Raw genomic sequence first — 14,258 nt, 5'->3', positions numbered from 1 at the left:
GCAGGACGCGGCCTCGGTGGCCGGCATCATGATCACCACCGAAGCCGCGGTGGCCGACGCGCCGAAGAAGGCCTCGGGCGGCGGCGCCGGCGGCGGCATGGGCGGCGGCATGGGCGGCATGGGCGACATGGACTTCTGATCCGGTCGTTCAGTTCGCTGAGCTGAGACAGAAGGGGGCGGGTCCGGAGACAGGCTCGCCCTTTTTTGCGGGTGAGAGCCGCCGTGCGGCCAAGGACGACCGGCTCTTCATTACTCGCAAGCGTCGACTAAGGTCTCCGTTTCTTGGCTCCGGGCCAAGGCAGAACACCGTCGAGTTCGCGGAGCCCTTGTGTTCTCTCTTCCCACTGCCTGCGGTCGCCGGTGGATGGTGGGAGGTCCTCGTCATCGAACCACAGCAGGGTCAGAGTCTGGTCCCACTGATCAAGGTGGATGACATCTTCGTACAAAGACCCGTCACGATCCCAGTTCTCGAACCACTGGTCAGGGTCAGCGTCTTCAGAGCCAGAGGGGCGTTCACCGCCGCGCGCGCGGGCGCTCAGGCAGTCGGATGGAAGCACCATACCCGGCCTGATCCAAGCGCCGTTGTCGCGCAGGCCCGCGGATCGAGCGCAGTAGCGGACCTTGCCGCCCTCAGACAGCACGAAGGCGCACAAGTCGGAAGAGAATGACGCGAACCGCGAACCGGTCGAGATGACGGAGGCGTCGAAGTCATCCGCCAACGCTGTGATCGCCGCCATAGAATAGTCGGCTGCGTCCACTCGCGGCTTGAACAGCCGGTAGGGTAGTAAGAGTTCGGAAGCGAAAACATCGCACGCAACTTCCCCGGGAGGCCGACGCGTGTAGCTCCAACTGGGCGCGCTGTGATCCGCCGAAATCTCGAGCGCGACGTGTGCGACTTCGTGGCAGACGCTGAACCTTTGACGCCGCGAGTTATGCGCGCAGTTCACACAGATGCGGTACCTGCCGCTTGGCAACCGGACCGACCATGCGTCTTCGTGTTCGGCGAGCGCTTCAACCTTCACCGCCCCCCCGATCTGCTGCGCGTAGACATCCACCGATACCGGCAACGTCGGGGCCCCACATTTGGCCACGAAGTCACGCGCCTTCATGGCGACAGTCAACTCATCCATCGCCCTCGTCCTCTTCGTCCATGAACCGCCGGATGCGCGCCAATGACGTCGCGTAGTCGGCTTTCGCCCCACGGTTCACGACCGTCGTCAGCATCTGGAACTGGCTGGGTGTGACAGTGGGATCCACAACGGCGAACTCGGCCAAGCTTGGATCGACGTTAGTATTCAGGGCGAGAAATTTGAGGATTTCCGCATCACGAGGCGCCGAGCCTAGGGCGGTGGTCAGCTTGTCGATGACATCGTCGGATGGGGACTCCTTGGCTCCAGTCTCCAGCCGATAAATGTAGGCGTGATCAACGCCGCTTCGTTGCGCGACGTCTCTCAGACTAAGGTCGCGGGCGTCCCGCATCGCTCTTAGCCAACGACCTAACGCGGATTCCGGCATTCCTACTCCTTGACACTGTACAAACTGCGTCCTATCTGTTGTCTGGATAGACAACGCGCTCTGATCTCCCACTGGGGGCCAGGGCGTTTTTTGGAACCTCAGTGTTGTCTGGCTGGACAGCAAGTTTGCATCCGGCCGAGGAAAATACAAGCGCCGCCTGAAAGCGGGGAAAGAAGTCCGATGTCAGTCAATGTCTCTGCGCACCAAGTGCGCGTCCATATCGACCGCGAGGTGTACGAGTCGCCTGATCCGACCACCGGCGAGGCCCTTTATGAACTGGGGCAGATTCCGGAACACCGTGACCTGTTCCGAGAAGTCAAAGGCGATCAGGAGGACACGCTCGTTCCGCGTGACGGCTCCCAGGTCAACCTGCAGAAGAACGAGCACTTCTACAGCCAAAAGGCACTGACGATCCTAGTTAACGGCGAGGCGCACGAAACCACCGAGACGCGCCTGTTCTTCGAGGACTTGGTCAAGATCGCTTATCCCGTGCCGCCCAGCGGCACGCTGATCGAGTTCACCGTGACCTACCGCAACGGTCCTTCGGTCAACCCCAAGGGCACGTTGACCGCCGGTCGATCAATCAAACTCAAGAACAAGATGATGTTCGATGTCACTGCGACCGATCGATCGTAGCCCCGAACTGAAAACGCTCCGTGATGAGGGGTACGATATCGAGGTGGTCGACGGCTACCTGTTGCTGCACGACGTGCCCTTCATCAACGAGCGTTCTGAGCTGGGGCGCGGCGTTCTCATCGCTGCGCTCCGCCTCAACAACGATGTCGCCCTACCGCCGGAGGATCATCAGGCAAAATGGGCAGGCGACATGCCATGCAATGAGGATGGCTCGACCATGCAGGGACTTGGCCCCAGTCCGACGCCCATGTCGATCGCAGGCCACTCGGTGCAATGGAATTTCTCGTGCAAACCGGCGCTCACCGGTGCCTACACGGGGTTCCACCAGAAGATGACCCACTACGTCGACAAGATTTCCGGCGCCGCGAGAGCCTTGAACCCGAATCTTACGGCGAAGACATTCCGGGTCCGCGAGTCGAACTCAGAGGAATCAGTCTTCCTCTACGAGGACACGGCCAGTAGCCGCGCCGACATTGTCGACATTAACAACAAGCTCAAGCCCCTGCGCGTTGGCGTCGTCGGTCTAGGCGGCACGGGCTCCTATGTTCTCGACTACCTGGCCAAGACACCTGTCCGGGAAATCCATTTGTTCGATGGCGATGCCTTCGAACAGCATAACGCCTTCCGCGCGCCGGGCGCGGCGTCGGGCGACGAGCTTGATGAAAAGCTCACTAAGGTCGAACTCCACGCTCGGACCTACGGCAAGATGCGGCGCGGAATCCTTGTCCATCCCTACGCGATGGGTCGCGAGACGCTGCACGAACTTCACGGACTAGACTTCGTGTTTCTGTGCATGGAAGGGGCCGGCAAGCGGCCGATCGTCGATGAACTGGAGAGGCTCGGGATTCCGTTCGTCGACGTGGGGATGGGCCTAACGGTCCGGGGAGACCGCCTGCGCGGTCAGATTCGGACCACGACCAGCACCGCAGCCATGCGCGCCCACGTCCATGACAAGAAGCGTATCGCGTTCACGACGGCGGAAGGCGTCAACGAGTACGACAAGAACATTCAGGTAGTGGAATTGAACGGCCTGAACGCGGCCTTGGCGGTGATCAAATTCAAAAAGCTCTTCGGCTTCTACGACGACGACGGCCACGAGCATTCTAGCGTCTTCGTCTTGTCGGCCAGCGAGACGATCAACGAGGACATCGAAGAATGACGCCGGCAACCGGGATCAGACACGAGTTCGTCGAGTTCATCCCGGCGAAGCGGGAAGAGGATGTCCTCTATGTCTCAATCCCCTTCGCCACATGCGTTCACAGCTGCTTTTGCGGATGCGGCACCAAGGTCGTGACCCCCTTGAGTCCGGTGGGATGGCAGTTGTTTTTCGACGGCGAGACCGTCAGCCTAACGCCGTCGGTCGGCAACTGGAGCTTCGACTGTCAGTCGCACTACTGGGTTGAACGAAATTCGGTTCGATGGGCTGCGGGCTGGTCTCGGCAACAGATCGAAGATAATCGCCTCCGGGATCAATCTGCCAAAGAGCGCTACTACGGGGTGGACGGCCGTGGACCTGTGTCCCTCGAGACCAAGTCAGTCAAAACCAGATCCCGCCAAGGTCTCCTGTCACGGTTCTCGAAGTGGCTCTCAGGGGGCAAATAGGTCTTTGCCGGGTTGGCGCGCGGGGAACGACCCTTGAGCGCTGAAGTGGCGGTTCTCATTCTCAAGCAGACCGCGGTTGCTCGCCAAACTAGGCGATAGGCGGCTCTGACAGGTGTGGGCCACCCGCCCCGGCGCGCCTCAAGGACGCTGCGCGCCGCTCGCGCGGCAGGCCGGGACGGCCTGTCCTTGACCCGCGCCGGGTCGGGCGGCCGGGGCTGGGCGTGGCGGGCGCGCGGGGCGCGCCCGGGGGGGTGGACGAGAGGGCGGTGGGAGCGGTGCGGGCGTCAGGCCCCCTCCACCCCGCTGCGCGTGGTTCCCCTCCCCCGGAGGGGGAGGATTGGCGGGACTAGCGCCCCATCTCCCGCCCCAACCGCCCGCTCTCGCCCTGCGTCGACAGCCAGATCAGCGCCTCGACCGTGGCGGCGACCGCTCCGTAGAGGGCGCGGGCGGGTCCCGTCTGCGCCGGCCGGCGTTCGGCGGCCCAGGCGAGGTGGCCTTCCTCCTCGGTCTGGATGGCGGCGATGGCCTCCGTGAGCTCGGGGTCGGCGCGGGCGGGGTCGGCGGCGAGCCAGGCCAGCTGGTGGTCGAGGTGGCGGTGGACGGTGCGCTCGACCGCCTCGGTGCAGATGTAGACGCCGGTGCGGCCCAGGAGCCCTGTTAGAAGGCCGAGGGCGAAGCCGCCGACGGCCCACAGCGGCATCAGCCGGCACGGGCGGGCGGCGCGGGACGGCATCAGGGCGAGGAACATCTGTTCGTGGCGGCGCTCGTGCGCCAGCAGCTCGGCGAGCTGGGGAACGAGGTCGGGGCAGCGCCAGCGGGCGGCGGCGATCTGGGCGGCGTAGATGCGGGACGCGCCGTGTTCGCCGCCATGGTTGACCTTGAGGATGCGGGCGACGGTGGAGGGCATGGGGGACCGTCGCACGGGTGCGGGCTCCCTCAAAACCGCTCATCCCGGCGCAAGCCGGGACCCAGTGCTTTGGGTGATGGGGCGTTCGGGGGTGAGGCCGTCGGGTCGTCCTGAGGCGCCGGCGTCAGGCTGGACAGGACTGGGTCCCGGCTTTCGCCGGGATGAGCGGAAGGGGTGGAGCCACCCGCGCCGGGTCGGGCGGCCGGGGGCTGGGCAGGTCGAGCGCGCGGGGCGCGCCGGGGGGGGGATGAGAGGAATGCTGTAGCTGGGAAGGCGACGGTGCGGCGGATGGAGCCCCCTCATCCGGCCCTCCGGGCCACCTTCTCCCTCAAGGGGAGAAGGACGCTGTGGGGTGAACCGCCGCCCTTGCGGGGCGTTCGGCGGGGATGACGCGTTTTCACGATCCACAGACCTGCCGGCGGGCGCTGCGCGAGATCGGGGAGATCGCGGCCGTGGCGGGGCTGGAGGGCGGGCGGATGACCGACCAGGAGGCGCTGGCCAGCATCGCCGCCATCGCCGAATGGGTGATGGAGGCGGCGCCGGGGGCGCGGGCGGACTGCGGGGATGTGGTGCGGCGGCTGGAGCGGATGACGGCCGGGGTGGACTTCGAGGCGCTGGGGGACCGGGAGGCGCAGGGGCTGTTCGGGGAGGTGCTGGGGGTGCTGGAGGGGGCGGGGGCGGGGTGATTTTCTGAACCGCACGCCGGAACAGCGCCGCTGCGTCGGGCAACCGATTGGCGGGCCGGGCGTTTTATCCGATCGCAGGAGGCGAGGGGGGAAGGTGCGATGCGTCATCTCCGGCGGGGCGCCGCCGCAGCCATTTTTCTCGTCATGCCGGCCGTCGTCCAGGCGGAAGAGGCTCCGGCCGCGCCGTCCCATGCGCCCGGCGGCGCGCGGCAGCTGATCGGGGCCGGGTGGCAGGACCCGGACCTGACGCGGCTGTCGCTGGAAGAGCTGTCGATGGTCGAGGTGACCTCGGTGTCGATGCGGCCCGAGGCCCTGGCCGACGCGGCGGCGGCGATCTACGTCATCAGCGCCGACGACATCCGCCGCTCGGGCGCGACCAGCCTGCCGGAGGTGCTGCGGCTGGCCCCGAACCTCAGCGTGCAGCGGGTCAATGCGGTGGACTATGCGATCAGCGCGCGGGGCTTCAACGGCTTCGAGACCTCCAACAAGCTGCTGGTGCTGATCGACGGGCGCAGCCTCTATTCGACCCTGCACTCGGGCGTGTTCTGGGACGCCCACGACGTCATGCTGCAGGACGTCGAGCGCATCGAGGTGATCAGCGGGCCGGGCGGGGCGCTGTACGGCTCCAACGCCATGAACGGGGTGATCAACATCATCACGCGTACGCCGCATGAGACGCGGGGCACGCTGCTCAGCGCCGGCGCCGGCGACGACGATGCGGCCTTCGCCCTGCGCCACGGCGGCGATCTGGGCGGGGCGGGGGCGTGGCGGGCCTGGCTGACGGGCCACGAACGGGGCGCGAGCCGCACCCGGACCGGCGAGGACGCGAATGACGACGCCGGGGGCCTGCGGGCCGGGGCGCGGGCGGACTGGGCGATCGGCGCGAACCGTCTGACCCTGCAGGGCGACGTCTTCGACAACGAGGTGGCGATCGACGCGGACGTGCTCGGCGTCGACACCGGCGTGCGGGGCGGCCATGTGCTCGGCCGCTGGAACCGGCCCCTCGCCGGCGGCGACCTGCAGGTCCAGGCCTATTACGACGTGCTGGAGCGGTCGGGACCGCAGATGCTCGACGAGGCGAAGACCTGGGACCTGTCGGTGCAGCACGCCTTCGCGCGGGGCCGGCACCGGTTCGTGCTCGGCGCCGGTCACCGCGAGGTCGAGTCGCGGATCCTGACGTCATCGGCCGCCGTCTTCCTGGATCCTGCCGATCGCACGCTGACGCTGACCAACGTCTTCGCCCAGGACCAGATCGCCCTGGGGCACGGCCTGACCCTGACGCTGGGCGCGAAGCTCGAGGACAACAGCTTTTCGGGCGAGGAATTCCTGCCCAATGCGCGACTGGCGTGGCAGAGGCCGGGCGGCGATCTGGTCTGGGCCGCGGTCAGCCGCGCCAGCCGCACCCCGAACCGCGTCGAGCGCGACCTGACCTTCCCGGGGTTTCTGGTGGGGGCGGACTTCCGGTCCGAGACGGCGACGGCCTGGGAGCTGGGCTACCGGGCCAACCCGCTGCCGAGAATGTCGTTCTCGATCAACGCCTTCTACAACGTCTACGACGACCTGCGGACCGTCTCGATCACGCCGGTCACCGTCCTGCCGTTGACCCTGACCAATAACGGCGAGGCGACGACCCGGGGCGTCGAGGCCTGGGGCAGCTACGACGTCTCGCCGGCGTGGCGGCTGAGCGCCGGCGTCAGCACCCTGACCAAGGACTATGACGCGACCCCGACGCCGGAGGACACCAGCGGCCTGAGGTCGATCGGCGACGATCCCGACTTCCAGATTCTGCTGCGTTCCCAGCACGACCTGACCGACGCCGTGGAGCTGGACGTGCGGCTGCGCGCGGTGGACGACCTGAAGGTGGTCGACGGCTATGTCGAGGCGGACGTGCGGCTGGGCTGGCGGCTGACCGACCGGCTGGAGCTGTCGCTGACCGGCCAGAACCTGATCGGGGACCGCCGCGTCGAGACCGGTGATCCGGTCCGGGGCCGGGCCTTCGGCCGCAGCGTCTTCGCCGCCCTGCAGGCGAGGTTCTGACATGGGCCCGGGGCGGCGCTCACTCGGGTTGCTGACAGCCCTTCTATGGAGCGTTTCGTCTCCGGCCCCCGCCATGCCCGGGCCTCCCCAGACCAACCTCGAATATTCGGTCAAGGCCAACTACCTGGTGCGGTTCGCGGCCTTCGTGGAATGGCCGCGGCGGGCCTTCGCCACTGACCAGTCGCCGGTGGTCCTCTGCATTGTCGGGCGCGACCCGTTCAGCGGCGCGCTTGACCGGGCCGCGCAGGCCCGGACGGCGTACGGCCGGCCGCTGGCGGTGCGGCGGCCGGGCACGGCGGAGGCGGCGACGGCCTGCCACATCGTGTATGTCGGGCACGGCGGCGGCGGCGTTGTCCCGAACGGCGACCGCCCCGTCCTGCTGGTCACCGACGCCGCCGTGTCGGCCCAGCGGGGCATGGTCCACTTCGTCATCAGCGACGAGCGCGTGCGGTTCCACATCGACCTGCAGGCCGCGTCGCGCAGCGGGTTGTCGATCAGTTCGCGCCTGCTGAACCTGGCCCTCAGCGTGCGGGGAGGCTGACGACATGCCCTGGACCCGCCTCCGTCACAGCCGGTTCCCTCTCGTCGCGCTGGCGTCGCTCCTGGTTCTGCTGATCGCGGGCGTGGCGATCGCGGTGCTCAACGAACGGGCGCTGAGGGTGCAGACCGCGCGGGAAGCGGGCGCCCAGGCCGACCTGCTGGCCTCGGCGGTCAGCGGCGCGCTGGCCTTCGACGACCGCGAGGCCGCCCAGGACTATGTCGAGGCCGTCCAGATCAATCCGAGCGTGCTGGCGGCGGCGGTCTATGACGAGGACCACCGGCTGGTCGCCAGCTTCGTGCGGGACGGCGAAGCCGCGTCCCCGACCGTCGCGCCGGGGGATCGCGCCACTGTTTTCGAGAATGATCGCCTCACCGTGGTGCGGCCGGTCGAGGAAGCGGGGCAGAGGCTGGGCGCCGTCCGTCTGCGCCTGCTGGAAACCCCGGCGGCCCAGCGGTTCAGCCGCTACGCCAGCCTGTTGCTGGTGCTGGGGCTGGCGGGTCTCGTGGTCATCGTGCTGGCGGTGGCGCAGGGAGCCCTGCGCCGGGCCAATCGGCAGCTCGCCGACCGGGCGGCCGACCTGGTGCGGGCGAACAGCCTGCTGCAGCAGCAGATGATCGAGCGGGAAAAGGCCGAGGACGCGCTGCGCCAGAGCCAGAAGATGGAGGCGATCGGCCGACTGACCGGCGGCATCGCCCACGACTTCAACAACCTGCTGATGGTGGCGTCCAGCGGCATCGAACTGCTTGACCGGACGGACGATCCGAAGCGCCGCGAGAGCCTGAGCGCGGGGATCAAACAGGCCGTCGAGCGGGGGGCCGCCCTGACCCGCCAGCTGCTGGCCTTCTCGCGGCGCTCGCCCCTCAAGGCCGAGGTGCTGAACCTGGCCGCGCACATCGACGGTCTGCGCTTCCTGCTGGAGCGGTCTCTGCGCGAGGACATCGAGGTCCTGCTCGACCTGCCCGCCGACCTGTGGCCGATCGAGGCGGACCGGGGCGAGCTGGAGCTGGCGCTGCTGAACCTGGCGGTCAACGCCCGGGACGCCATGCCCCAGGGCGGACGGCTGATCATCTCCGCCTGCAATGAGGAGGGGACAGACGGGGGCGCGGACATGGTCTGCCTGAGGATCGCGGACACCGGGGCCGGCATGCCCGAGGCGGTGGCGCTGCGCGTGTTCGAACCCTTCTTCACCACCAAGGCGGTCGGGCGCGGCACCGGTCTTGGCCTGTCGCAGGTCTATGGCTTCGTGAAATCCTCGGGGGGCGAGATCGCCGTGGAGTCCCGCGAGGGCCAGGGCACGACCTTCACCCTCTGTCTGCCCCGGACCGAGAAAACGCCGCCGCCGCAGGTTCAGCCGGCGCAGCCCCTGCCACCGGTCGGGGACGATGCCGCGGCGAGGAATGTCAACGGTCGGCTGCTTCTGGTCGAGGACGACGACGCGGTCGCCGCCGGGGTGGGCCACATGCTGGATGACCTCGGCTACAGCCATGTGCGGGTGTCGAACGCGGCCGAGGCCCTGTCGGTGCTGGACGGGGACGGCGATTTCGACCTGATCTTCTCGGACATGGTCATGCCGGGCGAGATGGACGGCCTGGGTCTGGCCCAGGAGGTGCGGCGGCGGCTCCCCGCCACGCCGGTGCTGCTGACCACCGGTTTCAGCGAGGCGGCCTCGGCGGCGACCGGCGAGGCCTTCCGGCTGCTGCCCAAGCCCTACGGCATCGAGAGCCTGTCAGAGGCCCTGTCCGCGACCCTGTCCGAACAGACGGCCTGAACGAATCCGCCGCCCGCGGCGTTCGAGTCGCGAAATTCCGCGATGAGGAGGCGATCATGGCCGCGAGACCGACCTGGCAGGGGCATTTGAAGCTGTCGCTGGTGACGTGCCCGGTGGCGCTCTACACGGCGACGTCGTCGGCGAGCCATGTCAGCTTCCATCTGATCAATCCCGAGACCAACAACCGCATCCGCATGGTGCCGACCGATCCGGACGCCGGGCCGGTCGAACGGTCGGACCTGGTCAAGGGCTATGAGGTGTCAAAGGACGAATACGTCCTGTTCGACGACGCCGACTTCGAGAAGGTCAGGCTGGAGTCGACACGGACCATCGACATCGAGCAGTTCGTCGACGAGGACGAAATCGACCGGCTGTACTGGGACGACCCCTTCTATGTGGCGCCCGAGAAGGGCGTCGGGGCGGAGGCCTTCGCGGTCATCCGGGACGCCATGAGGGCGGCCGGCAAGATCGCCATCGGCCGGCTGGTGCTACGCAACCGCGAGCGCCAGATCGCGCTTGAGGTGCGGGGCAAGGGGCTGGTCGCCTACACCCTGCGGCCGCACGAGGAGGTGCGGGACGCCGACGACTATTTCGACGACATCCCGACGGTCAAGGCCGACAAGGACATGGTCGACATCGCCACCCGCATCATCGCCCAGAAGGAGGCGGAGTTCGATCCGACCCGGTTCAAGGACCGCTACGACGAGGCCCTGAAGGAGATGATCAAGGCCAAGCAGAAGGGCGGCAAGGGCCTGGTCGAGGCCCCGGAACCCGACGACACCAATGTGGTGGACCTGATGGCGGCGCTCAGGGCCAGCCTGAAGGGGGCGGCGGGCAGCGAGCGGAAGGCCCCGGCCAAGAAGGCGGCCGCCGGGAAGGCTCCGGCGAAGCGGAAGAAGGCGGCGTAGGGCTCGCCCTGCTGCCAGTAAAGTTCTGCTTCCGGCTTCATCTCCCGCCCGTCATCCTCGGGCTTGACCCGAGGATCAGAGGTTGGGCTGGACTGTGCGTGGATAGCGGCCCGCGATCGCGCCCGTAACGCCTGATACCGAGCACCGGAAAGTCTGATCCTCGGGTCAAGCCCGAGGATGACGGGGTTGGGGTGGAGTCAGAGGATCTTCTTCAGGACTGGCCGCAGGTTCACCGCGCCGTCCCGGAAATCCTTCCACGGGTCGGGTTTCCTGAGCAGGGCGGCAGCGTCGTGGAGGGTGTAGGCGCGCGGGTCGAGGCCGGACTTCACCTGGCCCCACGACAGCGGGAAGGCGATGCCGGCGCCGGGGCGGGCGCGGGGCGACCACGGGGCGACGGCGGTGGCCATGCGGCCGTTGCGCAGATAGTCGAGGAAGATTTTTCCGCCCCGCGCCTTCTTGGCGATGGTGGTGGTGAAATGCTCCGGGTCGCGGCGGCGGACGATCTCGGACACCTCCTTCGCGAAGGCCTTGCACTGGTCCCACTCGATGCGGCTGCGGGAGTCGGCGAGGATCGGCACGACGACGTGCAGCCCCTTGCCGCCGGTGGTCTTGACGAAGGGGTTGAGGCCGAGGCCCTCCAGCTCCTTCTTCATCGTTTTGGCGGCGGCGATGACGTCGTTGAAGTCGAGGCCCTCGTCGGGATCGAGATCGAAGGTGATCTGGTCGGGGGTTTCCGGATCGTCGGGCTTGCAGCCCCACGGGTGCAGCTCCAGCCCGCCCGACTGGCCGATGGCGACGAGGCCGCCGGCGTCGGTGACGCCGACGTAGGGCTTGCGCTCCCGGACGTCGATCAGCTTCAGCCGTGGATTGGAGCCGGGCATGGCGTGGCGCTGGAAGAATTTCTCGCCGCCGATGCCCTCGGGCGCGCGGATGATCGAGACGGGGCGGTCGGCGACGTGGGGCAGGAGGCGCTCGGCCGCCATCTCGTAGTAGCGGACCAGTTCGGCCTTGGTGATCGCCGGCTTCCCGCCTTCGGCCGGCCACAGCACCTTGTCGGGGTTGGAGATGGTCACGCCGGCGACGACCAGCTTGCCCTTTGCGGGCGGACGCTCGCCCGGCATGGCCAGCGGCGCGGCGGCCGAATGCCGGCCGGGCTCCTTCGCGGGATCGGCGGGGGCGCGAGGCCGCTCGGTCACCTCGGACGGGGGCTTGTCCTCGCGCAGGCCCTTGAAGGCGGCCTGGCGCAGCGATCCGGTGTCGGTGTAGCCGCCGTGCTCGACCTCGGCGACCAGCACCGGCTTCGTCCAGTGGATGGTCATGCCGCCGGCGCGCGACTTCTTCGGCGCGTCCTTGCCGACGAAGGGGTTCCGGTCGGTCTCCGCCGCCTTCAGCTTCGGCAGAAGGGTCTTGAGCAGGGTCTGGTTGTAGCCGGTGCCGACGCGGCCGAGATGGCGCAGGCCGTCCCGGTCGTGGACGCCGACGATCAGGGAGCGGAAGCGGTCGCCCTCGGAGGTCCAGCCGCCGATGACCACCTCGTCGCCGCCGCGGCATTTGGACTTCAGCCAGGTGCTGGAGCGGCCGGCCTGATAGGGGGCGTCGAGCTTCTTGGAGATGACGCCCTCGAGGTCCATGCGGCAGGCGCTCTCGAGGATGGCCTGGCCGGTGGTGGCGAAATGGTCGACGTAGCGGATGCGCTTGCGGGCCGATTTGGGGATGCGGTCGATATACGCCTGCAGTCGGGCCTTGCGATGCGACAGCGGCAGTTTGCGCAGGTCCTCGGGGCCCTCGAACAGCAGGTCGAAGGCGAAATAGACCAGGTCGCCCGTTCTCTGCGCCGAGATGGCCGCCTGCAGGGCCGAGAAGTCGGGCATGTGGTTCTCGGCCAGGGCGCAGAGCTCGCCGTCGACCACGGCGTCCGGCCATTGCGCGGCGTCGGCGGCCAGTTCGGGGAATTTATCGGACCAGTCGAGGCCCTTGCGGGTGCGCACCGTGGCCCGGCCGCCGCCCGCCGCGACCTGCAGGCGGTAGCCGTCGAACTTGATCTCGTGGGCCCAGCCGGTCCCGTGGGGCGGATAGTCGGCGATCTTGCACAGCTGGATGGGGACGAAGGCGTGCGGTTTCGCGGCGTGGCTGGTCACGGCGGCGCGGGCTTCCGGCCTGGGCGGGGCGGCCTTGTTCGTCTTGGCCGGCGAGAGCCGGCGCTTCCTGCCCTCGGCGATCTCGGCGAGGCTGCGGCCGGTGACGATGGAGGCGTCGATCTCCATGTTGGCGTCGCCCTCGCCGGGGACGGCGTATTCGTCCTTCTCCTTGATCAGCAGCCAGTTGTTGCGCTTCGACGGCTTGCCGCGATCGGAGCGCAGCCGGATCAGGGCCCATTTGCCGCGCAGGCGCTCGCCGTGGAGCACCATCTTGACGTTCCCCTTCTCGAAGGCGGCGTCGAGATCGTCCTCCTGCGGCTCCCATGTGCCGCGGTCCCACATCTGCACCGTGCCGGCGCCGTAGTTGCCGGCCGGGATGGTCCCCTCGAAGGTCCCGTAGTCGAGCGGATGGTCCTCGACCTCGACCGCCAGCCGCTTGACCGAGGGGTCGCGCGACGGGGCCTTGGTGACCGCCCAGGACTTGAGCACGCCGTCCAGCTCGATGCGGAAGTCGTAGTGCAGCCGGGTCGCGGCGTGGCGCTGGATCAGATAGCCGAGCCCGGCCTTGCGGGCGCCGGTCCTGCCATGGCCCTTCCTGCCCTTCGGCTCGGGCGTGTCGCCGAATTTCCGCTTGGCCTGATAGGTCTCCAGTTCGCCGCGCACCCACGCCTCCCGTCCCTGACCCGCTGGTCAAGGACGTGGAACGCGCGGGGGGCGATTTCGCTCAGCTTCAGTCCTGGGGCTCTTCCGACGGGGTCTCGCCCCGGGCGGCGGCGCGCTTTTCGGCCTTGGCGGCGGCCTTTTCGGCGGCCTTCTTGGCGTCGGCGCGGTCGCGCTCCATGCGTTCGAAACTGTAGTTGGGCTTACGGGCCATCGGCGTGGCTTCCTTTCCGGCGCGGATGCGCCTGACGCGGGGGCGTCGGGAGAACGCCGGAGAGCGGCGCGGGATGCGTACAAGGTGGGGCGTGTCGGCCCCGGCCACAACCGATCAATCGACGGCGACGATCTCGACCGTCTGGCCGGCCACCGTCGCCTCGTCGCCGACGCGCTTGCCGGTCAGGGCCACGGCGAGGGGCGAGACGTGGCTGACCGAGCCCCTGGCCGGGTCGGCCTCGTCCTCGCCGGTGATGCGCCAGGTTTGGGTGCGGCCGTCCTCGCGCAAGAGGCTCACCGAGCCGCCGAAGCGCACGCGGCCGTCGGCGGGGGTCTCGACCAGCTGGGCGGTGGCGCGGCGGGCCGACCAGTAGCGCAGGTCGCGCGTGGCGCGGGCCATGGCGGTGCGGTCGGCCTCGATCGAGCCGTGGGCCTGGGCGGCGCTGTACGCGGCGCGCGCGGCGGCCAGGGCGGCCTCGATCGCCGCCAGCCCCGCCGGGGTGACGAGGTTCGGGTGGGGCGAGATCGGACGGTCGGGAAGATCGGCGGCCGTGGCCTCCAGATCTTCCTCGCGGGTGAAGGCGACGCTCATGGGGCGGAAGCGTATGCCGGTCGCGAGCGTTCCGGTCTAGGAAGGCGACATGAGT

15 protein-coding genes are annotated in these 14,258 nt (G+C 68.4%); 9 read left to right on the top strand and 6 right to left on the bottom strand.

Translation table 11 applies throughout. From position 1 onward, the window contains the following. Positions 1–139, top strand: a 139-nt coding sequence (locus tag VEB62_RS03870) for a hypothetical protein (protein WP_324795639.1), incomplete at its 5' end; no start/stop codon positions are given. Positions 140–266: 127 nt separating this feature from the next. Here the strand turns inward: VEB62_RS03870 and VEB62_RS03865 are convergent. Both VEB62_RS03865 and VEB62_RS03860 read right to left on the bottom strand, forming a co-directional pair. Further along, positions 267–1,130 (bottom strand): ImmA/IrrE family metallo-endopeptidase, encoded by an 864-nt coding sequence (locus tag VEB62_RS03865; protein WP_324795635.1) that lies wholly within the window; start codon positions 1,128–1,130, stop codon positions 267–269. Then, positions 1,123–1,515, bottom strand: coding sequence for a helix-turn-helix domain-containing protein (locus VEB62_RS03860; protein WP_324795632.1), 393 nt, complete (start codon positions 1,513–1,515; stop codon positions 1,123–1,125). The genes VEB62_RS03865 and VEB62_RS03860 overlap by 8 nt, the downstream gene beginning before the upstream one ends. Before the next feature lie 180 nt (positions 1,516–1,695). Between VEB62_RS03860 and VEB62_RS03855 the strand changes: the two genes are divergently transcribed. The 3 genes from VEB62_RS03855 to VEB62_RS16695 are packed head-to-tail and all read left to right on the top strand — an operon-like array spanning position 1,696 to position 3,753. Next, entirely contained in the window at positions 1,696–2,151 is a 456-nt protein-coding gene (locus VEB62_RS03855; RefSeq protein ID WP_324795629.1) for a multiubiquitin domain-containing protein, read from the top strand. Next, a complete protein-coding gene (locus VEB62_RS03850) occupies positions 2,126–3,310 on the top strand; it encodes a ThiF family adenylyltransferase (protein WP_324795627.1) in 1,185 nt (394 codons plus the stop codon). Before VEB62_RS03855 ends, VEB62_RS03850 begins: the two co-directional genes overlap by 26 nt. Continuing rightward, positions 3,307–3,753: a ubiquitination-like system serine protease family protein gene (locus VEB62_RS16695; RefSeq protein ID WP_414641979.1), complete on the top strand. Its 447-nt coding sequence runs from the start codon at positions 3,307–3,309 to the stop codon at positions 3,751–3,753. The genes VEB62_RS03850 and VEB62_RS16695 overlap by 4 nt, the downstream gene beginning before the upstream one ends. Positions 3,754–4,099: 346 nt before the next feature. Here the strand turns inward: VEB62_RS16695 and VEB62_RS03845 are convergent, their stop codons facing one another. Beyond that, entirely contained in the window at positions 4,100–4,675 is a 576-nt protein-coding gene (locus VEB62_RS03845) for a demethoxyubiquinone hydroxylase family protein (protein ID WP_324795624.1), read from the bottom strand. Between the two features lie 371 nt (positions 4,676–5,046). On the opposite strand from VEB62_RS03845, the gene VEB62_RS03840 reads away from it, so the two are divergent. The 5 genes from VEB62_RS03840 (at position 5,047) to ku (ending at position 10,600) form a co-directional block, all read left to right on the top strand. Further along, positions 5,047–5,346: a hypothetical protein gene (locus tag VEB62_RS03840; protein ID WP_324795621.1), complete on the top strand. Its 300-nt coding sequence runs from the start codon at positions 5,047–5,049 to the stop codon at positions 5,344–5,346. 144 nt (positions 5,347–5,490) lie between these two features. Next, entirely contained in the window at positions 5,491–7,383 is a 1,893-nt protein-coding gene (locus VEB62_RS03835) for a TOL_0244 family TonB-dependent receptor (RefSeq protein WP_324795618.1), read from the top strand. 73 nt (positions 7,384–7,456) lie between these two features. Continuing rightward, positions 7,457–7,924, top strand: coding sequence for a TOL_0243 family YfiR-like periplasmic protein (locus VEB62_RS03830; RefSeq protein WP_324795616.1), 468 nt, complete (start codon positions 7,457–7,459; stop codon positions 7,922–7,924). A 4-nt stretch (positions 7,925–7,928) separates the two neighbouring features. After that, the gene (locus tag VEB62_RS03825; protein WP_324795614.1) at positions 7,929–9,692 is read left to right on the top strand and encodes an ATP-binding protein; all 1,764 of its coding nucleotides are present in this window, start codon (positions 7,929–7,931) and stop codon (positions 9,690–9,692) included. Positions 9,693–9,748: 56 nt separating this feature from the next. Continuing rightward, the gene (ku, locus tag VEB62_RS03820) at positions 9,749–10,600 is read left to right on the top strand and encodes a non-homologous end joining protein Ku (RefSeq protein ID WP_324795612.1); all 852 of its coding nucleotides are present in this window, start codon (positions 9,749–9,751) and stop codon (positions 10,598–10,600) included. 197 nt (positions 10,601–10,797) lie between these two features. On the opposite strand, the gene ligD is transcribed toward ku, so the two are convergent. From ligD to greA, 3 genes are all read right to left on the bottom strand, one after another. Then, complete coding sequence (gene ligD, locus VEB62_RS03815; protein ID WP_324795609.1) at positions 10,798–13,401, bottom strand: DNA ligase D; 2,604 nt, start codon at positions 13,399–13,401, stop codon at positions 10,798–10,800. Between the two features lie 67 nt (positions 13,402–13,468). After that, positions 13,469–13,612, bottom strand: coding sequence for a hypothetical protein (locus tag VEB62_RS03810; RefSeq protein WP_324795606.1), 144 nt, complete (start codon positions 13,610–13,612; stop codon positions 13,469–13,471). 114 nt (positions 13,613–13,726) lie between these two features. Next, positions 13,727–14,203: a transcription elongation factor GreA gene (gene greA / locus VEB62_RS03805; protein WP_324795603.1), complete on the bottom strand. Its 477-nt coding sequence runs from the start codon at positions 14,201–14,203 to the stop codon at positions 13,727–13,729. Positions 14,204–14,258 lie beyond the last annotated feature (55 nt).

Source organism: Brevundimonas sp. (genome assembly GCF_035626975.1).
Taxonomy (GTDB): Bacteria; Pseudomonadota; Alphaproteobacteria; order Caulobacterales; family Caulobacteraceae; genus Brevundimonas.
The sequence above is the reverse complement of the archived record's forward strand: the minus strand, read 5'-3'. Positions and strand labels throughout refer to the sequence as shown.

What these genes read in the sequence shown, in the direction of transcription:
- VEB62_RS03865 (WP_324795635.1), bottom strand. Translation starts at nt 1,130, where the DNA reads ATGGATGAGTTGACTGTCGCCATGAAGGCGCGTGACTTCGTGGCCAAA.
- VEB62_RS03860 (WP_324795632.1), bottom strand. Translation starts at nt 1,515, where the DNA reads ATGCCGGAATCCGCGTTAGGTCGTTGGCTAAGAGCGATGCGGGACGCC.
- VEB62_RS03855 (WP_324795629.1), top strand. Translation starts at nt 1,696, where the DNA reads ATGTCAGTCAATGTCTCTGCGCACCAAGTGCGCGTCCATATCGACCGC.
- VEB62_RS03850 (WP_324795627.1), top strand. Translation starts at nt 2,126, where the DNA reads ATGTCACTGCGACCGATCGATCGTAGCCCCGAACTGAAAACGCTCCGT.
- VEB62_RS16695 (WP_414641979.1), top strand. Translation starts at nt 3,307, where the DNA reads ATGACGCCGGCAACCGGGATCAGACACGAGTTCGTCGAGTTCATCCCG.
- VEB62_RS03840 (WP_324795621.1), top strand. Translation starts at nt 5,047, where the DNA reads ATGACGCGTTTTCACGATCCACAGACCTGCCGGCGGGCGCTGCGCGAG.
- VEB62_RS03835 (WP_324795618.1), top strand. Translation starts at nt 5,491, where the DNA reads ATGCCGGCCGTCGTCCAGGCGGAAGAGGCTCCGGCCGCGCCGTCCCAT.
- VEB62_RS03830 (WP_324795616.1), top strand. Translation starts at nt 7,457, where the DNA reads ATGCCCGGGCCTCCCCAGACCAACCTCGAATATTCGGTCAAGGCCAAC.
- VEB62_RS03825 (WP_324795614.1), top strand. Translation starts at nt 7,929, where the DNA reads ATGCCCTGGACCCGCCTCCGTCACAGCCGGTTCCCTCTCGTCGCGCTG.
- ku (WP_324795612.1), top strand. Translation starts at nt 9,749, where the DNA reads ATGGCCGCGAGACCGACCTGGCAGGGGCATTTGAAGCTGTCGCTGGTG.
- VEB62_RS03810 (WP_324795606.1), bottom strand. Translation starts at nt 13,612, where the DNA reads ATGGCCCGTAAGCCCAACTACAGTTTCGAACGCATGGAGCGCGACCGC.
- greA (WP_324795603.1), bottom strand. Translation starts at nt 14,203, where the DNA reads ATGAGCGTCGCCTTCACCCGCGAGGAAGATCTGGAGGCCACGGCCGCC.